Origin of the sequence: Streptosporangium sp. NPDC048047 (genome assembly GCF_040653115.1) — a bacterium.
Lineage (GTDB): Bacteria > Actinomycetota > Actinomycetes > Streptosporangiales > Streptosporangiaceae > Streptosporangium.
On the sequence record NZ_JBEZNH010000035.1, the window covers coordinates 51298 to 71792 of the forward strand.

Sequence of the window (20495 nt, forward strand, 5' to 3'; positions counted from 1 at the left end):
GCGAACCACACGCCGGCCGCGGCGCACAGCACGGCCGGCAGCAGGAGCGCGGCCGCCGGGCCCCCCGGGGAGCCGAGGCCGGTGAGGGCTCCCATGGCGGCGACGCCGAAGGTCGCCCCGGTCTGGCGGACGGCGTTGAGCACGCCTCCCGCGGATCCGGCCGTGCCCTCGGGGGCCGCGCCGACGACCGCGGCGGCCAGGGCCGGCAGGACGAACGACACCCCGAACCCGGTGAGCAGCAGCCCGGGGGCGAGCACGCCGTACCCGGCGCCGCTCCAGGCGGCCCAGCCGAGCACCGCGCCGCCGGCGGTCAGCAGCGCCGCGCCCGCCGTGATGGGCGCCCGCGGGCCGCGGCGGGCCGTGATACGGCCGGTCAGCGGCGGGTTGAGCGCGAACGGCAGGGTCAGCGGCAGGAACGCCAGGCCGCTGGCGACCGGGCCGAGGTGGTGGTCGTGGCGCAGCAGCAGAGGCAGCACGAACAGGTCGCCGGTGAGGGCGAAGTTCACCGCGGCGCCCACCGCCAGGCCGGTCCGCACCCCCCGGCCGCGCAGCAGCGCCGGGTCGAGGACCGGCGCGGGGCTGCGCCGCTCCCGCAGGACGAACGCGGCCCCGGCGAGCACGGCGGCCGCCGCGGAGACCGCCACGCGGGCCCAGGACGCGGAGCCGGCGGCGATCAGCGCGTCGGTCAGCAGCGCCAGGGTGGCGCAGGCCGCGAGCTGCGCCGTCCAGTCGACGCGCCGCTCGCCGCGCGGACAGGCCACCGCGCGTCCGGCGGTCGTGGCGAGCACCAGCAGCGCGAGCGGGACGTTGATCAGGAAAATCGCCCGCCAGCCCGCCAGCTCGACCAGGGCGCCGCCGGCGATCGGGCCCGCGGCGACCGCGGCCCCGCTGACGGCCGCCCAGGTCGCCACGGCGCGGGCGCGCCGGGCCGGTTCCGGGTACAGCCGCGCGATCATCGCCATCGAGGCGGGCACGCAGGCCGCCGCCGCGGCGCCGAGCACCGCGCGCACCCCGGCCAGCGCCCACAGCGCCGGCGCGAAGGCGCACAGCAGCGAGCCCAGGCCGAAGACCGCGACCCCGGCGCGGAAGACGCGGTGCGCGCCGTGGCGGTCGGCGACCGCGCCGGCCGTCAGCAGGAGGGCGCCGAAGACGACGGTGTAACCGGTGGTCGCCCACTGCAGGCCGGCGACCGAGGTGCGCAGCGAGGCGGCCAGGTCCGGCTCGGCGACCGACAGCACGGTCATGTCGAGGAGCACCATGAAGTACCCGAGCGAGATTCCCAGGAGCGCGAGCGGGCGCCCGGCCCGGCCGGCGGGCCCGGCGTATCCGGGATGTCCGGCGTGCCCGGGGTGCCCGGGGTGCCCGGCCCGGCTGGCGTGTCCGGCCCGGCCGGCGGGCCCGGCGTGTCCGGGGTGTTCGGGGTGTTCGGGGTGTTCGGCGCGTCCCGAACGCTCGGTCCGGGTGGCGTGTTCGGTCCGGCCGGTGTGGCCGTCCGGCCGTGTCGCGGCACCGTAGCCGCCGGGGGAAGGGGATTCGGCTGTGGTCATGGGGACCAACTGTCCGGTTCCCGGCTTCCCGCCTCCACCGGCCCGTCCGTACACTCCGTTCGGGAATTCCGAACGGAACGGGTGATCGGGGGGCGGCGTGGAGCTGCGCCAGTTGCGGACATTCGAGGCGGTGGTCCGCGGCGGCACGGTGACCGACGCGGCCAACGAGCTGGGGCTGGCGCCCTCCACCGTCTCCGAGCAGATCCGCGCGCTGGAGAGGTCGCTGGGCGTGGCGCTGTTCGAGCGGACGGCGCGGGGGATGCGGCCGACCGGCGCGGGTGAGCGGATGCTGGACTGGGCCCGGCGGCTGCTGGACGCCGCCGAGCAGGCGCGCCGCGAGGTGGCCGGGCTGCCGGGGGTGCTGCGGCTGGGCGCGCTGGAGACCATCGCCGCCACGCTCGTCCCCCGGGTGCTGGCCCGGCTCGCCGGGCGACGCCCCGGCCTGACCGTGGAGGTCGCCCCGTCGGTGAGCCGCGACGAGCTGCTCGACGGGGTCGCCGCCGGACGGCTGGAGGCGGCACTGCTGCTGGACACCGGGGAGGCGCTGGGCGACCTCGGCTTCCCGCCGCCCGCCGGGCCCCTGACGTTCCTCGACCTCGACCCCGTCCCCCTCGCCCTGGTCGCCGCGCCCGGTCACCCGCTGGCCGGCCGCTCCCCCGTCCTGCCCGGCGACCTGGACGGTGAGCGGCTGCTGGTCAACGTGCCGGCCTGCTCCTTCCGGATGGCCGCCGACCGGATCCTCGGGCCGGGCCCGGAGCGGGTCCGGGCCGGCGGGGTCGCGGTGATGCGGGCCTGGGCGGAGCGGGGGCTGGGGATCGCGCTGCTGCCGGAGTTCGCCGTGGCGGAGGCGCTGCGGTCGGGCGCGCTGACCCGGCTCGGCCTGGCCGCCCCGGACCTGCGGCTGCGGCTGGTCTGGCGCGGCGACCGGGAGGACCTGCCCGGCCTGCGCGACGTGCTGTACGCCGCCGCGGCCTGACCGCTTCGCCGTACCGTGAGGCGGTGGGCCGGCCGGCGACGGAGCCCGGCGGGATGTCAGGGGCCGACCGGGTGGCTCCCGGCATCTCTCATCGACGATCGACGACCATCGACCGCCGACCTCGTCCGGACGGCGGGGGACGGGGGCGGCGCCCCTCCCGGCCGGTCAGATGGTCCTGGCCAGGGCGCGGGAGATGCCCAGGGCGGCGGCCTTGACGACGGGGGCCAGGCGGGTGGGCTGGAACCGGGCCAGGGGGACGGAGACGGACAGGGCGGCGACCGCCATGCCGTCGCCGAACACGGGGGCGGCGATACAGGCTCCGCCGAGCTGGGCCTCCTCGCGCTCGTAGGCCAGGCCCGCCGCCTGGATCTGGCCGATGGTCTCCTCAAGGCGCTGCGGGTCCACGATCGAGTGGGGGGTCAGGCGGCGCAGGGGGCGGCCGAGGACCTCCTCGATCAGGTCGGGGCCGGAGTAGGCCAGCAGGGCCTTGCCGATCCCGGTGCAGGTCAGGGGGAGCCTGCCGCCGACGCGGGAGGGCAGGGCGAAGGTCTCCTGGCCGCGGATCTTCTCGACGTAGACGACGTCCAGCCCGTCGCGCACGCCCAGGTGCACGGTCTCGTGGGTGGCCTCGTAGAGGTCGTGCATGAAAGGCAGCGCCGCGTGTCTCAGATCCCGCTCGAGGGGCACGATGCAACCGAGTTCGAAGAGGCGGCGACCGAGGTAGTAGCCGTCCTCGCGGCGGGCCACCGCGCCGATCTCGGTGAGCTCGGTGAGCAGCCGGAAGGCGGTGGTCTTGGGCAGATGGCAGCGTTCGGCGACGTCGGCCAGCCGGAGGGGGCCTCCCGTGGGGCGGAACGAGTCGAGCACGAGCCAGGACTTCTCCAGGACCGAGAGGCGGTCGGGGTTCCGTGTCACGGAACGCATTGTTGCCGATGAACCGCCTTCACCTCTATACCCGTATCCAGTGACCAAGAGGGGTCCTACCCTGAGGAGAAGTCTTGTCTGACCAGGTGACCCACTTCATCGGTGGGGTGCCGGTCGCCGAGGGCGCGACGTTCGCCACGTACGACCCGGTGACCGGCCAGCCGGTACGCCGGGTCCACGAGGCGGACCGGGCCGTCGTCGACCGGGCGGTCGCCGCCGCCCGCGCGGCCCTGCCGGGATGGGCGGCGCTGCCGGTGGCCGAACGGGCCGCCTGGATGCGCCGTCTCGCCGACGCGATCGAGGAGCGGTTCGAGGAACTGGTGGCCGCGGAGATCGCCGACACCGGCAAGTCGATCACGCAGACCCGCACGCTGGACATCCCGCGGGGCGCGGCCAACTTCCGGTCCTTCGCCGAGATCGCGGCCCAGCGCCCGGAGAGCGCGTTCCACCTGCGGGACGTGCTGAGCTACACGGTGCGCAGGCCGCTGGGCGTGGTGGCGGTGATCGTGCCGTGGAACCTGCCGTTCCTGCTGGCGACCTGGAAGATCGGCCCCTCGCTCGTGGCGGGCAACACCATCGTGGTCAAGCCCTCCGAGCACACGCCGGGCTCGGTCGCGGTGCTGGCGGAGATCGCCGCCTCGGCCGGGCTGCCGCCCGGCGTCCTCAACGTCGTGCACGGGTTCGGCGGCGGCTCCACCGGCCAGTTCCTGGTGGAGCACCCCGGTGTGGACGCGGTCACCTTCACCGGCGAGAGCCGTACCGGGTCGACGATCATGAAGAGTGTGGCGGACCGGGTCAAGCCGGTCTCGTTCGAGCTGGGCGGCAAGAACGCCGGGCTGGTCTTCGCCGACGCCGACCTGGACGCGGCCGTCGAGGGGAGTGCGCGCTCGGTCTTCACCAACGGCGGCCAGGTCTGCCTGTGCACGGAGCGGCTCTACGTGGAGCGGCCCGTCTTCGAGGAGTTCACCGCGAGGCTGGCCGAGCGGGCGGGACGGCTGAGGTTCGGGCGTCCCGCCGACGAGGACACCACGATGATGCCGATGATCTCGGCCGAGCACCGGGACAAGGTGCTCTCCTACTACGAACTGGCCAGGGACGAGGGAGCCGGGATCCGGGCGGGAGGCGGCGTGCCGCGCTTCGGCGACGACCGCGACGGCGGCTACTACGTCGAGCCGACCGTGCTGACCGGGCTCCCGCGCGACTCCCGGGTGAACCGGGAGGAGATCTTCGGCCCGGTCTGCCGCATCGCGCCGTTCGACACCGAGGCCGAGGCCGTCGAGCTGGCCAACGACAGCGAGTACGGCCTGGCGGCGACGGTCTGGACCTCCGGCCTGGACCGGGCCCACCGGGTCGCCCGGTCGCTGGAGGCCGGACTGGTCTGGGTCAACACCTGGTACCTGAGGGACCTGCGCACCCCGTTCGGCGGGGTGAAGCTGTCGGGCATCGGCCGCGAGGGCGGCACGCACTCGCTGGACTTCTACTCCGAACCCACCACGATCACGATCAAGCTGGAGCCGGGACATGCCTGAGTGGAGCGAGGCCACCGACGTGCTCGTCGAGGCGGCCGACCGGCTGCTGGAGGCGGTGCGGAGCGGCAGACCCTGCCCGCCGGTGCGGGAGACGCTGCCGAGCCGGACCGCCGAGACCGGCTACGCCGTACAGGAGATCAACACCAGGCGGGCGCTGCACGACGGACGGCGGCTGGTCGGGCGGAAGGTCGGCCTGACCTCCCAGGCGGTCCAGCGCCAGCTCGGCGTGGACCAGCCGGACTTCGGCATGCTCTTCGCGGACATGGCCTTCCTCGACGGCCTGCCCATCCCGACCGGCCGTTTCCTGCAGCCCAGGGCCGAGGCGGAGATCGCGCTGGTCCTCAAGAGCGACCTGGTGGGCGGCCCCTTCACGGTGGCCGAGGTGATCCGGGCGGTCGACTTCGTGCTGCCCGCGATCGAGATCGTGGACAGCCGGATCGCGGGGTGGGACATCACGCTCGTGGACACCATCGCCGACAACGCCTCCAGCGGCGCCTTCGTCCTGGGCGGCACGCCCGTCCCGCTCACCGGCCTGGACCTGCGCCTAGCCGGGATGACCATGAACCGGCGCGGTCAGGAGGTGTCCACCGGCGCGGGCGCGGCCTGCATGGGGCATCCGCTCAACGCCGCCGTCTGGCTGGCCGGCGCGCTGGGCGGCAGGGACTTCCCGCTGCGCGCCGGGGACATCGTGCTCACCGGCGCGCTCGGCCCGATGGTGGCCGTCGAGCCCGGCGACGTGTTCGAGGCCGTCATCGACGGCCTCGGCTCGGTGCGGGCGGTCTTCTCGTGACCCACGACGAGCCCGGCCGGGACGCCCGGCGGATCAAGATCGCGATCATCGGCTCCGGGAACATCGGCACCGACCTGATGTTCAAGGCACTGCTGTCCGAGCGGGTCGAGGTCGTCGCCATGGCGGGGATCGACCCCGGCTCCGACGGCCTCGCCCGCGCCCGCCGGCGCGGGGTGGCGACCACCCACGAGGGGGTCGAGGGCCTGGTCGGGCTGCCCGGATTCGCCGGCGTGGACGTCGTCCTCGACGCCACCTCGGCGAAGGCGCACCTCCACAACGACCGGGTGCTCGGCGAGCACGGCAAGCGGGTCATCGACCTGACTCCCGCCGCCGTCGGGCCCTACGTGGTGCCTCCGGTCAACCTGGACGCCCATCTCGCCGAGCGGAACCTCAACATGGTCACCTGCGGCGGGCAGGCGACGATCCCGATCGTGGCGGCGGTGGCCTCGCAGACCCCCGTCCGGTACGCCGAGATCGTCGCCTCGATCGCCTCCAGGTCGGCCGGCCCCGGCACCCGCGCCAACATCGACGAGTTCACCGAGACGACCTCCCGGGCGATCGAGGAGGTCGGCGGGGCCGCCAGGGGGAAGGCGATCATCGTCCTCAACCCGGCCGAGCCGCCGCTGATCATGCGCGACACGGTCTACTGCCTGGTCGGCGACTGCGACGAGGCCGCCGTGGCGGGAGCCGTACGGGCCATGGCGGAGAAGGTCCGCGACTACGTGCCCGGCTACCGGCTCAAACAGGACGTACAGTTCGAGAGGATTCCGGAGGGCGAGCCGCTGCCCGACGGCGGGCGGGACGGCGGGACCAAGGTGAGCGTCTTCCTGGAGGTGGAGGGCGCGGCCCACTACCTGCCCGCCTACGCGGGGAACCTGGACATCATGACGTCGGCCGCGCTGCGCACCGCCGAGCGGCTGGCCGAGCCGCCGGGCCGTACCGGACGGACCACGGAGGTGGACGCGTGAGGCTCTACGTCCAGGACGTGACGTTGCGGGACGGCATGCACGCCGTCCGGCACCGCTACACCACGGCCCAGGCCGCCGAGATCGCCGCCGCGCTGGACGCCGCCGGTGTGGCGGCCATCGAGATCGCCCACGGCGACGGCCTCGCGGGGGGCAGCTTCAACTACGGCGCGGGCGCGCACACCGACGACGAGTGGATCGAGGCGGTCGCGGGAGCCGTACGGCGGGCGCGGCTGACGACGCTGCTGCTGCCCGGCATCGGCACCATCCACGACCTCAGGCGGGCCCACGCGCTCGGCGTGACCTCGGTCCGGGTCGCCACCCACTGCACCGAGGCCGACATCTCCGCCCAGCACATCGCCACCGCGCGTGAGCTCGGCATGGACGTCGCCGGCTTCCTGATGATGTCCCACATGGCGCCGGCCGACGAGCTGGCGCGGCAGGCCAGGCTCATGGAGTCGTACGGCGCGCAGTGCGTCTACGTGACCGACTCCGGCGGCCGGCTGACCATGGACGGGGTCCGGGACCGGGTCCGCGCCTACCGCTCGGTGCTCGACGAGGGCACCGAGATCGGCATCCACGCCCACCACAACCTGGGACTGGGCGTGGCGAACTCGGTCGTGGCCGTGGAGAACGGCACCTGCCGGGTGGACGCCTCCCTGGCCGGGATGGGCGCGGGCGCGGGCAACTGTCCGATCGAGGTGTTCGTCGCGGTGGCCGGCCTGATGGGCTGGGAACACGGCTGTGACCTGCACGCCCTGATGGACGCGGCCGACGACCTGATCAGGCCGCTGCAGGACCGGCCGGTCCGGGTGGACCGGGAGACGTTGACGCTGGGCTACGCCGGGGTCTACTCCAGCTTCCTGCGGCACGCCGAGGCGGCGTCGGCGCGCTACGGGGTCGACACCCGGACCATCCTGACCGAGGCGGGCCGCCGCCGGATGGTCGGCGGCCAGGAGGACATGATCGTGGACATCGCACTGGACCTGGCACGCGCGGAGGGGACCTCATGAGGCAGGCGTTCGGCTCCGGCCGCGGGGAGGGCTCCGAGGCCGGTGTACCCGGCTCCGCGTCCGGCGTTCCCGGCTCCGCGTCCGGCGTTCCCGCTGTTCCCGGCTCCGTCAGGGAGGAGGAGACCCCGTGACCGACATCCACAGGCTCGCCGCCGTACTGGACGAGGCCGCCCGTACCGCCCGCGCGGTGCCGCAGCCCGAGCAGGGCTACGACGTGGCCGCCGCCTACCAGGTCCAGGAGGAGCTGCTCCGGCTCCGGCTGGAGCGGGGCGACCGGCTGGCGGGGGTGAAGCTGGGCTTCACCAGCGAGGGCAAGCGCCGCCAGATGGGCGTGCATGACGTGATCTTCGGTCGTGTTCCGGAGTCGTCGGCCATTCTTGACGGCTCATACGCTGATATATCGAGCTACATCCATCCCCGTGTCGAGCCGGAGGTCGTCTACCTGATCGGCCGCCGCATCGCCACGGTCGCCGACGCCCTCGCGTCCGGCGCCGTCGCCGCGGTCGCCCCCGGCATCGAGGTCATCGACTCGCGCTACGAGGACTTCCGTTTCTCCCTGCCGGACGTGATCGCCGACAACACCTCGGCCGCCGGATACGTGGTCGGCCCGTGGCAGCCCTACGATCCCGCCCGCTGGAACCTCGGCGTCGTCTTCGAGATCGACGGCCGCCCCGTCCGGACCGGCTCCACCGGCGCCATCCTGGGAGACCCGCGCCGGGCCGTCGCGGAGGCCGCGCGCCTCGCCGGGGCGAACGGGGTGGTCATGGAGCCCGGGTGGATCCTGCTCGCCGGCGCCGCCACGCCCGCCGAGCCGCTGGCCCCCGGAGCCCATGTCAGAGCGGAGATCCAGCACCTGGGTTCGGTCTCCTTCACCGCGTCCGGGGGGCAGCCGTGACCGACGGGCTCGTCGTCCGGGGGGTCGTCCAGGGGAAGGCCACCCCGCGCGGAAGGTTCCCGCACGTCAAGCGGGCCGGAGACTTCCTCTACGTGTCCGGCACCAGCTCCCACAGGCCGGACGACACGATCGCCGGGGCCGCGGCCGACGAGTCCGGCACGGTCACGCTCGACATCGCCGAGCAGACCCGGGCGGTGATAGAGAACATCGGTGACATTCTCAAGGCGGCCGGGGCCGACCTGAGCGACCTCGTCCAGATCACCGCCTACCTGGTGAACATGAACGACTTCGGCGGCTACAACGCGGTCTACGCGGAGTACTTCGACGAGACCGGTCCGACCCGTACCACCGTGGCCGTCCACCAGCTGCCCCACCCCCACCTGCTCATCGAGATTCAGGCCGTGGCCCACCGGCCGGAGGAGCGACAGTGATCCCCCCCATCGACTTCGGCAAGTGGATCGACGAGCACGCCCACCTGCTCAGGCCGCCGGTCGGCAACAAAATCATCTTCGAGGGTTCCAGCGACCTCATCGTGATGGTCGTCGGCGGCCCGAACGCGCGGACCGACTTCCACGTCGACCCGTACGAGGAGCTCTTCTACCAGGTCCGCGGCAACATGCACATCAACGTCATGACGCCCGAGGGGCCGGACACCGTCCACGTCCGCGAGGGCCAGATGTGGCTGCTCCCGCCGAACATGCCGCACTCGCCGCAGCGTCCCGAGGAGGGATCGGTCGGCTTCCTGGTGGAGCGGATCAGACCGGAGGGCGTGCTGGAGAAGTTCCGGTGGTACTGCCAGGAGTGCAACGCCGTGGTCCACGAGGTCGAGCTCCAGGTCCGTGACATCGTGGCCGACCTGCCGCCGATCTTCCAGGCCTTCTACGATGACGAGAAGGCCCGCACCTGCGACGACTGCGGCGCGCTGCACCCGGGCAAGGGATGACCCTTGATCATCGACGTCCACACGCACCACGTCCCCAGGGGCTGGCCGGACCTCGGCTGGCCGGGGGCGCCCCGGCTCCGGGTGGAGTCCGAACGGGAGGCCATGATCCTGCTCGGCGACCGGGAGTTCCGGCGGATCCAGGACGACTGCTGGAACCCCTCGGCCCGCCTGGAGCAGATGGACGCCGACGGGGTGGACGTCCAGGTCGTCTCGCCGACACCGGTGTTCTTCTCCTACGAACGCCCGGCGGCGCAGGCCGCGGGGGTCGCCAGGATCTTCAACGACCTGGCTCTGGAGATCTGCGCGTCCGAGCGGCTGGTGCCGTTCTGCCAGGTGCCGCTCCAGGACCCCGACCTGGCCTGCGCCGAGCTGGACCGCTGCCTGGCCGCCGGGCACGCGGGCGTCGAGATCGGCAACCACGTCGGCGACCGTGACCTCGACGACGAGGGGATCGTCCAGTTCCTCCAGCACTGCGCGGCGGTGGGCGCGCCCGTCTTCGTCCACCCGTGGGACATGCCGGACGGCCCCCGGCTGCGGCGCTGGATGGCCCAGTGGCTGGTCGGCATGCCCGCCGAGACGCACCTGTCGGTGCTCGCCCTGATCCTGGGCGGCGTCTTCGACCGGGTGCCGGACTCCCTGAGGATGTGCTTCGCGCACGGCGGCGGCTCGTTCGCCTTCTGGCTCGGCCGCTTCGAGAACGCCTGGCACCGCCGTAACGACCTCGTCGGGGTCTCGGAGTTCCCGCCCTCCGCCTACCTGGAGCGCTTCAGCGTGGACTCGGTCGTGTTCGACGAGCGGGCACTGCGGCTGCTGGTGGACACGATGGGCGAGGACCGCGTCATGCTCGGCTCCGACTTCCCCTACCCGCTGGGCGAGTCACCGGCGGGATCGCTGATCCGGGGGGCCGGGTTCCTCTCCGACGGCGCCCGCGCCAAGCTGCTCGGCGGCAACGCCGCCCGGTTCCTCGGCCGGTGACCCCGTGCTGTCACCGCACCGGGTGACGATGCGGTCCCCGCCCGGCGGGTCCGGCGCCGTCCGGCCCGCCATGTCGAGCGGAGGTTCCGTGTCCCGGAACCTCCCGATGCTCTGACCTTCGCCGATGCCGGATGATGGAGAGGCTGGTAAGCACCTGACCGGGAGATGATTCGTGACCATCAGCCGTGCGGACTGCGTCGCCCTCGACGCGGACGACCCCCTCAAGCACCTCAAGGACGAGTTCGTCCTGCCCGACGGGACGATCTACCTGGTCGGGAACTCGCTCGGCGCCATGCCCCGTGCGGCCGTGGCCGCCACGGCGCGTGTCGTGGAGGAGGAGTGGGGCCGGCGACTGGTCGGCGGCTGGAACTCCGCCGGCTGGTTCGACCTGCCGCTGACCACCGGCGACCGCCTGGCCCCGCTGATCGGCGCGGGCCCCGGACAGGTGGTGGTGGGCGAGAGCACCTCGATCGCCATCGTCAAGGCGGTCTCGGCCGCCCTGGGCCTCCGCTCCGGCCGCCGGGTGATCGTCTCCGACCTGGCCAACTTCCCGACCGACCGCTACATGGTCGAGGGCCTCGTCAAGACGCTGGGCGGCTACGAGGTGCGCGACATCGGGGTCCTCGACGAGGCGCTGGGCGACGACGTCGCCTGCGTGCTGATGTCGGAGGTGGACTACCGGACCGGAGAGCGCCACGACACCGCCGCGGTGACCGCGAAGGTCCAGGCGGCGGGCGCGTTGATGATCTGGGACCTGTGCCACAGCGCCGGCGCCTTCCGGGTCGACATGTCGGCGGCCGACTTCGCGGTCGGCTGCACCTACAAGTATCTCAACGCCGGCCCGGGGGCTCCCGCGTTCGTCTACGTCAACCCGCGGCACCACGACCGGGCCGAGCACATGCTGACCGGCTGGCACGGCCACGCGGCGCCGTTCGCGTTCGAGCCGGGCTACCGTCCCGCGGAGGGCGTCCGGCGCTTCGCGGTGAGCACCCCGCACGTGCTGTCCTACGCCCCGCTCAACGCGTCGCTGGACATCTGGGAGCGGGTGGACCTGGAGCGGGTCCGGGCCAAGAGCGTGGCCCTGACGTCGCTCTTCATCGACCTGGCCGAGGAGCTCCGCGCGCCGTACGGGCTTGAGCTGGTCACCCCCCGGGACCCGGAGCGCCGCGGCAGCCAGGTCAGCCTCCGCCACCCCGACGGCTACCCGGTCATGCGCGCGCTGATCGACCGCGGCGTCCACGGGGACTTCCGCGCCCCCGACATCCTGCGCTTCGGCTTCGCCCCGCTCTACATCGGCTTCGCCGACGTCTACGACGCGGTCGCCACGCTGGCCGAGGTGCTGGAGAAGGAGCACTGGCGCGACGAGCGGTACCAGCGGCGCCTGGCCGTCACTTGAGCCGGCGTTCCGTGAGATGGAACCCTTCCTGTTCCATCTCACGGAACGGGACGTGGCCGGCGGGGGACGGAACCGAAAGCCTGAGGGTGTTCCTCCCTTTCCTGTGAAAGGTCGCGCCATGCGCCACTTCCTCCGGTATGCCCTGATCACCTCCGGCGTCGCGGGTCTCGTCCTCGCCTCCGGTACGGCGGTGCGGGCAGCGGCCCCCGACGATCCGAACATCCCCTCCGTCTGCGGTGACCGCCGCCCGGCCGAGCCCCAGGCCGGCACGTACGGCATGCAGCTCGACGGCACCTTCCGGCACCCCTCCCTGACCCCGGCGGGCGAGGAGCGCTTCTCCTTCCCCGGCGGCGCCCAGGACCTGTTCGGGAAGACCGAGGGCTACGACCCGAAGTCCTACCTGGAGGGCCCGATCAAGCTGGAGGCCGCCTACCGAGGCGCCGGGTTCACCCCGGACTACTTCCACAGCTGGCAGAACATCGTCGACTTCGACGGCCGCCGCTACCTGTTCCAGTACGACCGGAGCGAGGGCCGCGTCTACGACGTGACCGACGTCAGGAAGGTCAAGATCGTCGAGTCGCTCAGCCGCAACGACATCAAGGCCGAGTACGGTGAGAACGTCGAGCTCAAGGACGGCAGGGACTGGAAGGCCCACGACTACTGGGGCGCCTCCACCATCCAGTGGAACACCAGGCTCGGCGCCTACGTCATGGTCCAGAGCTTCGAGCAGAAGCGCCAGGTCGGCGAGCTGGGCGACTCGGTGGAGCACTCCAAGTTCCACAACGCCGAGGGCGTCGAAAAGCTCCGTGAGACCACGAGCTTCAAGGGCTTCAAGGTCTACCGGCTCGACGGCCCGCGCAAGAGGGACTGGAGGCTGCTGGCCACCGTCACCACCGACGGCTCGGCGGCCGACCCGCTGAACGCGCCGGTCGACGGGCCGCAGCAGGGCTCGGGCTCGCTGGACGTGCCGTACTGGACCGGCGGCAGGTACATGTTCGTCGCCGCCGCGCCACTGGACACCTGGAGCAACACCGAGGTGCCCACCTACCTGTACTCGGCCGGCTACCAGGCCTACGACATGTCCGACCCGGCCAGGCCGAAGAAGATCGGCGAGTGGCACCGGAAGGGCCAGGTCGCCGGCGAGTCCGCCGACTACGCCAGGAACCCGCGCTGCGGCAACCAGACCTCCTGGATGGGCGCGCGCATGCCGCTGTTCATCCCCGAGCCGGTCGAGGAGGGCGGCAGGTACGGCTTCGCGGCCCTGGGCGGCTACGGCCTGTCGGTGCTGGACATCTCCGACCCGGCCAAGATGACCGAGGTCTCCCACATGGACCTGCCCATGTCGGTCGGCGGCACCGAGGCGGACAACGTGGACGTCTCCCAGTTCGAGAGAACCGGCATGATCTACGTCTCCGGCTACCCGCTGGGCGAGGACTGCCACGAGCCCTACAAGGACATCTTCCAGATCGACGTCCGCGACCCGGCCAAGCCCCGCATCGTCGGCGCCCTGCCCCGGCCCGAGCCCGCCGCGGCGGCCCCGTTCGGCGACTACTGCCAGCGCGGCGGCAGTTTCGGCCCCAAGCGCTCGGGCTACTACACCTCGCCCGGCGAGCCCAGGCAGGGCCTGCTGCCGTACGCGTTCTACAACGCGGGCGTGCAGTTCTTCGACACCAGCGACCCGAAGCACCCGAAGATCGTCGCGCAGTTCGTCCCGGCAGGCTTCGCCAAGGGCGTGCCCGACTACGCCCTCGGCAACCAGACCCACGGCATCTACGTCGAATGGGACCGCAAGATCGCCTGGGTCTTCACCAACGACGGCATCTACGCGATCTCCTCGAAGAAGCTGCTCGGCACCCCCAACCTGGGCAGGCCGGCCAAGCCGTTCCGCACCAGCGCCCGGTGACGCCCCACCCGGCCGGGACGCCTCCGCTCCCGGCCGGGTGACCGCGGGGACTCCCCCGGACGCGCAGGACGAACGCGCCTGCAAGGCGCTTCGCGTCGTCCGGCGCTCAGGGAGCCCCCGTTCCACACCGGCCACCTCGGCGGTCACGGCCGGCGTGCCCTGCCCGGCGGCGGATCAGCCGGTGACGGAGGCGGCGCCGGAGGCGATGTCCACGCCCGCCGCGCGGCGGGTCTCCTCGTCCTCCAGCACGATGTACGGGTCGTTCATCTCCACCCAGCCCAGACCGGGCGGGCAGCGGTCGTAGCCGAGGAGCCGCCTGACCTCCTCGGGGTAGGCCAGCACCTTCTCCCGGGGCACCGCGAGGTACTGGTTCTCCTCCTGGCGGAGGTTGCCCAGGTCCAGCGAGATGGTCATGCCGGTGCGCGGCACGGTGGTGACGTTGCGGCCGCCGCCGTGGTAGACGCCGCCCAGCCAGATGAGGCACGACCCGGCCGGCATCTCGGTGGGGATGGCCTCCGCGGCCTTCGGCGCGCGCTCGTCGTCCCAGTGGTGACTGCCCGGGATGACCAGGGTGCCGCCGTTGTCGGCGGTGAACTCGCTCATCGCGAGCATCATCTGCACCCGGCTGGCCGGGCCCGGGTGCGAGCGCAGGTGCAGCGCGTCGTCGCGGTGCAGGGGCTGCTTGCCCTGGCCCTGGTGGATCTGGATCAGCTGCGTGGCGCTGATCTGGATGGTGGGGATCATCTCCTGCCGGGACCTGCCGATCCACATGGGGATCGGCCGCTGCATGATGGCCCGGGCCGCCCCCAGATAGAGGCGCTGGGTCACCACCGGCGTCAGGCGCGTGGTCCGGGCGAACAGCGAGGAGACCCGCCTGGTCCGCAGGCCGTCGTACCAGTTGTCGCTGTAGTCGTGGGAGTCCAGGCACGGACCGAGGTCGTCCCACAGCCCGGCGAGGGTCTCCTGGTCGACGAAGTCCTCGACGACGACGGCCCCGTCCCGTTCCAGGATCTCGACGACGTCGTCGAGATCGGCGTCCGGCCTCACCCTGATCAGGCCAGCCATGGTGAACCGCCTTTCTCCGCGATCCTTCTCCGTGCTCGTTCGATGCTCGTTCCGTGCTCGTTCCGTGCTCGTTCGGTGCTCGTTCCGTGCTCGTTCGGTGCTCGTTCCCGTCCCCGGTACGGCCGGCGGGCGCCCGGCCCGCCGGCCCGTGCCCGCCGTACGGGCGCCCCCGGCCTCGCGGCGGGCGGCCGTACGGCGGGCCGGTCCCTCAGCGCAGCTCGACGTCGCTCCGGGCGACGGCGCCGACGAACTCGCCGCGGGACAGCGCCGCGGCCACCAGCTCGATGTCGTCGGACATGTAGCGGTCGTGGCTCAGCGTCGGCACCAGCGACCGCACCGCCTCGTAGGTCGCCTTGCCCGCCGGGCTGAGCCGGTCGTAGCGGCCGGACACGTCCACCGCCTGCGCCGCGGCGAGGAACTCCACCGCGAGGATCCTGGTGTTGTTCTGCATGACCCGCCGCGCGTTGCGGGTGGCGATCAGGCCCATGCTGACGACGTCCTGGTTGTCACCGTTGGACGGCACGCTCTGGGTGCTGGCCGGGCCGATGGTGCGGTTCTCGGCGACCAGCGCGGTCGCCGGGTACTGGGCGCCGGCGAACCCGCTGTTGAGACCGGGGTCGCCCGCGACGAGGAACTCCGGCAGGCCGTTGCTGAGGTGCCGGTTGAGCAGCCGGTTGGTGCGGCGCTCGGAGAAGACGCCCAGCTGGGTGAGGGCGATGGTGAGGAAGTCCATCGCGAAGGCGACCGGCTGGCCGTGGAAGTTGGCCCCGTGGAAGACCTCCTGGCCTTCGAAGACCAGCGGGTTGTCGTTGGAGGAGTTCAGCTCGGTCTCCAGGACGTCCGTCACGTGGTACAGCGTGTCGCGGACCGCGCCGACGACCTGCGGGATGGCGCGCAGCGTGTACGCCTTCTGCAGGTAGACCTCGGTACGGTGCACGCCGCCGTCCGCGTCCTCGCCCGAGTCGCGCCGGGCGGCCTCGCGTGCCTTCAGGGCGCGCAGGCGGTCGGGGTCGGCGCTGAGCGCGCGACGCAGGTCGCTGTGCTCGACGGCCAGCTCGCTGCCGTGCAGCAGGGTCCGCATGTTCGCCGCGCTGTCGATCTGGCCCCGGTGCGGGCGGGCGATGTCGTGCCCCTCGGCGCCGAACGGGCTGGTCGAGCTCTGCAGGACCTCGCAGATCAGGGCGGTGACGATCTCGGCCTGGCGGATCTGGTCCATGGCGCGCCCGGCCAGCAGGCAGCCCACGCCGGTCATCGCGGAGGTCCCGTTGATCAGCGCGAGCCCCTCCTTGAACCGCAGCTGCAGCGGCTCGATGCCGAACTCCCGCAGGACCCGCGCGGTCTCGACGCGGCGTCCCTCGCGCAGGACGTAGCCCTCGCCGATGAGGGTGGAGGCGACGTGCGCGAGCGGGGCCAGGTCGCCGCTCGCGCCGAGGGAGCCGATCTCGGGGATGGCGGGGGTGATGCCCAGGTTGAGGTAGAGCGCGAGGCGCTCCAGCAGTTCGGGGCGCACCGCCGAGTAGCCCTTGGACAGGGCGTTCAGCCGGGCCGCGACGACCGCCCTCGCCTCGTCCTGGGCGAAGGTCGGGCCGACGCCCGCGCTGTGGCTGCGGACCAGGTTGGTCTGCAGTTCCACCTCCTTGTCGGTGCCGACCAGCATGTAGATCATCTCGCCGTAGCCGGTGGTCACCCCGTACACGGGGATGCCCTGCTGGATGATGTCCTCGAACATGCGGCGGTTGGCGGCCGCCTTGGACAGCGTCTCGGAGGAGACGACGCAGGCGGCGCCGTCCTCGGCGACCTGCCGCACGGCGGCGATGTCCAGGGTCTCGCCATCGAAGTCGACCGACGTTTGGGTCTCGACCAGAGTCAAGTTTCTCACCTCGCCAGAGAGGGGCTAACGGCTTCAGCGGGTACGGCTTGCGCGTCGACCGGAGCGGCCGTGCGTGCGCGGGACGTCGGGTCGCGACGTGAATTCCCCCACGGCAGCGAATTACGGCCGAAAATAGCGGTCGATGTTCCGCGTGGAACGACGTCGGCCGAATTCCGGCGCGAATACCGGGGAGCATGGGCGGTGTCGTCGCCGGCGGCTCCCGCGGCATACGGGATATGCGCGGTCCTCACCACGACATCGTCACGTCCGGGCGTCACCCGGTGCATCTTCTGGCGTGCTGGCCACCGGGCACGCCGCCCGCCGTGCGGTGCCGCGCCCCCTCCTGCCTGGTCATTCGATGATGCGCGATCCCGGAGGCGCAGGTGCGCGGAACGGATGACAGGAAGCGGCAACCGGAGGACAACATGTTGCATCCGTCGCGTCTTGCCATCGGGCCCCGCCGGACGCACAGTTTCCGCATGAGAGAAAACCAGCGCATTATTGAATCGCTTCAGAAGTCCCGCAACGGGACGACGTGGGACTAGAAGAATGAGCTGCGTCCCGGCCGCCGTCCTTCTGCGCGGCGGGGGCGGAAACCGACGCGGCCGCTTCGCCGGCGGCGACGTCGCGGAGTTCCCCGCGGGCGCCCGGCGCCGCGCGCGACGCGGCGGCGCACGAAGAACCGCGGGGACCGGCCGTGACGGCCGGATCCCCGCGGACGGGACGAAGGGGCGGGGGAGGTTACCGGCTCACTCGGGTCTCGGTGCCCGCCAGCACGTTGCCCGGGTCGGTGGCGACCAGGACGAACGACGCCCCGGAGGGGTCGGCGTACACGTTGAAGTTCGCCGAGCCGTCGCCCAGGTGGAACGACGCCTTCCCGCTGCAGTCGCTCTTGATGCTGTAGGAGAGCGTGATCGGGGTGTGGTCGTTCACCAGGGCGTCCTTCACCACGAAGGTGGCGATGCCGGTGCCGCCGCCCTTGCCGTCGAAGTAGTCGAGGCCGCCCGTGGAGATCGGGATGCTCTCGCCGCCCGGGGGCACCGACGTGCCGTTGGCGCCGAAGATGTAGTGCCCCTTCAGCGTGGCGTTGCTGCACCGGATCGTCGACTCGCCGGGCGCGGCATCGGCGTTGGTGGGTCCGACGAACGGGAGGATGCCCGCGGTGGCCAGGGCGCCGGCCGAGACGAGGACGGCGATGCTCTTGCGCGGGCCGATCCTGGAGATGAGTGATCGGGGCATGGGGCGCTCCACTTCTGGATGTCCGGGGGCGTGAAAGGCTCAGACGCGCTGGAAACACTGACATCGTTCGCAGACCGGCGCTTCTTCTTCCTTGCGGTCATGGCGCTTTGTTTCCGGCCGTGATGGCGGCGCCCCCGAGCGGGTCAACGGGCGGTGAAGAAGGCTTCCAGGATGGGGGCGAAGACCGCCGGGTCCACGGCGTGACTCTGGCCCTCCAGGGTGAGGTGCCGGGCCCCCGGCAGGACGGCGGCGAGCGCCCGCGCGCCGGTGCGCAGGTAGTCCCTGCTCCGGCCGCCGTCCGCGACGAGGACGGGGGCGGTGACGCAGCTCCACCTGTCGGCCGGCAGCGGCCTGCCCGCCATGGTGGTCCTCATGACCGCGCCGTCGTAGGCGAGGGTGTGGGCCACGGCCTCGAACGCCCGCCAGCCGGCCGTGCTCCGGCTGCGGGCGACGGCCTCGGCGGGCACGCCCGCGGCGCGGGTCATGAAGAACTCCACGGCCTCGCCCCGCCGTCCCCCGGCCACCAGCCCGTCGAGCCTGGTCACGTAGTCGTCGGGCAGCGGCGGGCGGGTGGCGTCCACGACGAACGGCGGCTCGTACAGCGCCAGCCTCGCGATGCCGGGCAGCCGGCGGGCCGCGTCGAGGGCGATGACCGCGCCGGAGGAGAACCCGCACACGAACACCGATCCGCCCGCCTCGGCGATGACGGCCTCCAGGTCCTCGACCTCCCGGGCGACCGCGTAGGGGGCGGTGTCGCCGCTGTCGCCCCGCCCCCGGCGGTCGTAGCGGTAGACGGTGAAGCGCGGGGCGAGCAGCTCGGCCAGCCGTTCCGAGACCGGGTCGAGCGACCGGTGGCGCAGCGCCCCGCTCACCAGGACGACCGGCGGCCCCTCACCGCGGCGGTCGAACGCGATGCCGGTGCCGTCACTGGAGGTCACATACCGCATGGGATCGATCGCCTTCGGCGGAATCAGCGGGAGCCCGGCCGGGCCGGGGGGATGTTGTGGTTGAGGCGGAAGAAGTTGTCGGGGTCGTAGTCCCGCTTCACCTCCCGCAGCCGCCGGTGGTCGTCCGGCGTGTACGCCGTCTCGGCCCTGGTGGTGTCGCCCAGGAAGTTCAGGAACGTCCGGTCGCCGGAGTGCGGGCGCAGCACCCGCGAGACCTGCGGGTCGCAGGCGTCCAAGACGACCGACAGCTGCGCCGTACGGTGGCCCACCGGCCCCGCGCCGGGCCCGGGGTCGCTCATCGCGCCGCCCCAGTGGCGGACCTCCACCATGGTGACGGGCGAGTCGGGCCGCACGACGACGCCCGCCACCGCCTCGATCACCTCGTCGGGCAGGGTCTCCAGGAGGTTGAAGTCGCGGGGCGCGATGCCGCCCATCTCGGCCTGGGCGAACGTCGTGGTCCGCAGCTGGTCCAGCAGCACCGTCCCGGCCGTGTCGGTCAGGGGGCGCAGCGCGGCGCGGGCCTCCTCGGCCTCGCCCGCGTACATGACGCGCAGGCCCAGGACCCACCTGTCGCGCAGCGGCGCGGGGGTCTCCGGGGCGTCGGCGAACCGGGCCAGCAGGATCGAGGTGCTCAGCTCGCGCGGGGCGTCGGCCATCCAGTCGCGGTAGCGGGTCAGCGTCTCGGCGGCCCGGTCGGCCGTGAAGTAGACGACGCCGGCGTGGACGCGGGGAACGGGGTGGAGCCGGAACTCCAGGGAGGTCACCACGCCGAAGTTGGCGCCGCCGCCGCGCAGCGCCCAGAACAGGCCGGGATCGCTGTCGGGGCTCGCCGTCACCAGCCGTCCGTCGGCCGTGACCATCTCGGCGTGCAGCACGCTGTCGGAGGCGAAGCCGTACGGGCGGGCCAGCCAGCCGATGCCGCCGCCGAGGGTGTAGCCGGTCACGCCGACCGTCTGGTGCGAGCCGGCGAGCGGCGCGAGGCCGTACGGCTCGGCGGCGGCGATCACCTCCGCCCACGTGGCGCCGGGGCCGACGCGGGCGGTCCGGCGGTCCGGGTCGACCAGGACGGAGTCCATCCTGCCGGTTCTGAGGAGGAGGCCCCCGTCGGAGGCGACATAGGTGCCGTGCCCGGTGGCCTGGACGGCGAAGGGCAGGCCGTGCTCGCGCGCGGTGAGGATCGCGGTCCGCACGTCGGCGGGGCCGGTCGCCTCGGCGATCAGCGCCGGCCGCGGGTCGATGTCGGCGTTGGGGGCCTCGCGCTGCTCGTCGTATCCGGGGTCTCCGGGCAGGATGACCGCTCCGCCGAACTCCTCACCCAGGCGGCGTGCGGCTTCGGGACCGCCGGGCGCGGCGTCGGCGACCCGGTACGGCCGGCTCTGGACCTGCTGGCTCATCTCGAACCCTTTCGTCTCTCGTGTGCGGAGCGGACGTCCTTCGTGTGACGGGCCGCCCGGCGTCTTCGGTGAGCCGCGTCCGGCTTCGACCAGCATCCTCCGCGAACACCCCCCGGTCATCCGT

General features: G+C 72.8%; 18 protein-coding genes. 11 read left to right on the top strand and 7 right to left on the bottom strand.

Going from position 1 to position 20495, the window contains the following annotated elements:
- Positions 1–1547, bottom strand: a 1547-nt coding sequence (locus AB0D67_RS26135) for an MFS transporter (RefSeq protein WP_362941066.1), incomplete at its 3' end; no start/stop codon positions are given.
- A 112-nt stretch (positions 1548–1659) separates the two neighbouring features.
- Between AB0D67_RS26135 and AB0D67_RS26140 the strand changes: the two genes are divergently transcribed.
- Positions 1660–2523 (top strand): LysR family transcriptional regulator, encoded by an 864-nt coding sequence (locus AB0D67_RS26140; protein ID WP_362941069.1) that lies wholly within the window; start codon positions 1660–1662, stop codon positions 2521–2523.
- Between the two features lie 165 nt (positions 2524–2688).
- On the opposite strand, the gene AB0D67_RS26145 is transcribed toward AB0D67_RS26140, so the two are convergent.
- A complete protein-coding gene (locus tag AB0D67_RS26145) occupies positions 2689–3447 on the bottom strand; it encodes an IclR family transcriptional regulator (RefSeq protein ID WP_362941072.1) in 759 nt (252 codons plus the stop codon).
- A 74-nt stretch (positions 3448–3521) separates the two neighbouring features.
- Between AB0D67_RS26145 and AB0D67_RS26150 the strand changes: the two genes are divergently transcribed.
- The 10 genes from AB0D67_RS26150 to AB0D67_RS26195 all read left to right on the top strand — a co-directional run bounded on the left by AB0D67_RS26150 (position 3522) and on the right by AB0D67_RS26195 (position 13856).
- Entirely contained in the window at positions 3522–4976 is a 1455-nt protein-coding gene (locus tag AB0D67_RS26150) for a 2-hydroxymuconic semialdehyde dehydrogenase (protein WP_362941075.1), read from the top strand.
- A complete protein-coding gene (locus AB0D67_RS26155) occupies positions 4969–5766 on the top strand; it encodes a fumarylacetoacetate hydrolase family protein (protein WP_362941078.1) in 798 nt (265 codons plus the stop codon). The genes AB0D67_RS26150 and AB0D67_RS26155 overlap by 8 nt, the downstream gene beginning before the upstream one ends.
- Positions 5763–6734: an acetaldehyde dehydrogenase (acetylating) gene (locus tag AB0D67_RS26160; protein WP_362941081.1), complete on the top strand. Its 972-nt coding sequence runs from the start codon at positions 5763–5765 to the stop codon at positions 6732–6734. The genes AB0D67_RS26155 and AB0D67_RS26160 overlap by 4 nt, the downstream gene beginning before the upstream one ends.
- Positions 6731–7744, top strand: coding sequence for a 4-hydroxy-2-oxovalerate aldolase (gene dmpG, locus AB0D67_RS26165; RefSeq protein WP_362941084.1), 1014 nt, complete (start codon positions 6731–6733; stop codon positions 7742–7744). Before AB0D67_RS26160 ends, dmpG begins: the two co-directional genes overlap by 4 nt.
- 127 nt (positions 7745–7871) lie before the next feature.
- On the top strand, positions 7872–8639 hold the full coding sequence (locus AB0D67_RS26170) for a fumarylacetoacetate hydrolase family protein (protein ID WP_362941087.1): 768 nt from the start codon (positions 7872–7874) through the stop codon (positions 8637–8639).
- The gene (locus tag AB0D67_RS26175; RefSeq protein WP_362941090.1) at positions 8636–9070 is read left to right on the top strand and encodes a RidA family protein; all 435 of its coding nucleotides are present in this window, start codon (positions 8636–8638) and stop codon (positions 9068–9070) included. Before AB0D67_RS26170 ends, AB0D67_RS26175 begins: the two co-directional genes overlap by 4 nt.
- Positions 9067–9582: a 3-hydroxyanthranilate 3,4-dioxygenase gene (locus AB0D67_RS26180; RefSeq protein WP_362941093.1), complete on the top strand. Its 516-nt coding sequence runs from the start codon at positions 9067–9069 to the stop codon at positions 9580–9582. The genes AB0D67_RS26175 and AB0D67_RS26180 overlap by 4 nt, the downstream gene beginning before the upstream one ends.
- A 3-nt stretch (positions 9583–9585) precedes the next feature.
- Positions 9586–10557, top strand: coding sequence for an amidohydrolase family protein (locus tag AB0D67_RS26185; protein ID WP_362941096.1), 972 nt, complete (start codon positions 9586–9588; stop codon positions 10555–10557).
- Positions 10558–10729: 172 nt separating this feature from the next.
- Positions 10730–11953, top strand: coding sequence for a kynureninase (kynU, locus tag AB0D67_RS26190; RefSeq protein ID WP_362941099.1), 1224 nt, complete (start codon positions 10730–10732; stop codon positions 11951–11953).
- Between the two features lie 118 nt (positions 11954–12071).
- Positions 12072–13856, top strand: a complete 1785-nt coding sequence (locus tag AB0D67_RS26195; protein WP_362941102.1) for a hypothetical protein — start codon at positions 12072–12074, stop codon at positions 13854–13856.
- Between the two features lie 174 nt (positions 13857–14030).
- Here AB0D67_RS26195 and AB0D67_RS26200 read toward each other — a convergent pair whose 3' ends face one another.
- The 5 genes from AB0D67_RS26200 to AB0D67_RS26220 all read right to left on the bottom strand — a co-directional run bounded on the left by AB0D67_RS26200 (position 14031) and on the right by AB0D67_RS26220 (position 20371).
- Positions 14031–14921, bottom strand: a complete 891-nt coding sequence (locus AB0D67_RS26200; protein WP_362941105.1) for a phytanoyl-CoA dioxygenase family protein — start codon at positions 14919–14921, stop codon at positions 14031–14033.
- A gap of 208 nt (positions 14922–15129) precedes the next feature.
- Positions 15130–16791, bottom strand: coding sequence for a tyrosine 2,3-aminomutase (gene cmdF, locus AB0D67_RS26205; protein WP_362941108.1), 1662 nt, complete (start codon positions 16789–16791; stop codon positions 15130–15132).
- 741 nt (positions 16792–17532) lie between these two features.
- Positions 17533–18030: a hypothetical protein gene (locus AB0D67_RS26210; RefSeq protein WP_362941111.1), complete on the bottom strand. Its 498-nt coding sequence runs from the start codon at positions 18028–18030 to the stop codon at positions 17533–17535.
- A gap of 143 nt (positions 18031–18173) precedes the next feature.
- On the bottom strand, positions 18174–18977 hold the full coding sequence (locus AB0D67_RS26215) for an alpha/beta hydrolase (RefSeq protein ID WP_362941114.1): 804 nt from the start codon (positions 18975–18977) through the stop codon (positions 18174–18176).
- A 23-nt stretch (positions 18978–19000) separates the two neighbouring features.
- Entirely contained in the window at positions 19001–20371 is a 1371-nt protein-coding gene (locus tag AB0D67_RS26220) for an FAD-binding oxidoreductase (RefSeq protein WP_362941117.1), read from the bottom strand.
- Positions 20372–20495: the final 124 nt, after the last annotated feature.

Excerpts from the sequence above, each read along its gene's own strand:
- AB0D67_RS26145 (WP_362941072.1), bottom strand. The coding sequence starts at position 3,447 with ATGCGTTCCGTGACACGGAACCCCGACCGCCTCTCGGTCCTGGAGAAG.
- AB0D67_RS26155 (WP_362941078.1), top strand. The coding sequence starts at position 4,969 with ATGCCTGAGTGGAGCGAGGCCACCGACGTGCTCGTCGAGGCGGCCGAC.
- AB0D67_RS26195 (WP_362941102.1), top strand. The coding sequence starts at position 12,072 with ATGCGCCACTTCCTCCGGTATGCCCTGATCACCTCCGGCGTCGCGGGT.
- AB0D67_RS26200 (WP_362941105.1), bottom strand. The coding sequence starts at position 14,921 with ATGGCTGGCCTGATCAGGGTGAGGCCGGACGCCGATCTCGACGACGTC.
- AB0D67_RS26210 (WP_362941111.1), bottom strand. The coding sequence starts at position 18,030 with ATGCCCCGATCACTCATCTCCAGGATCGGCCCGCGCAAGAGCATCGCC.
- AB0D67_RS26215 (WP_362941114.1), bottom strand. The coding sequence starts at position 18,977 with ATGCGGTATGTGACCTCCAGTGACGGCACCGGCATCGCGTTCGACCGC.
- AB0D67_RS26220 (WP_362941117.1), bottom strand. The coding sequence starts at position 20,371 with ATGAGCCAGCAGGTCCAGAGCCGGCCGTACCGGGTCGCCGACGCCGCG.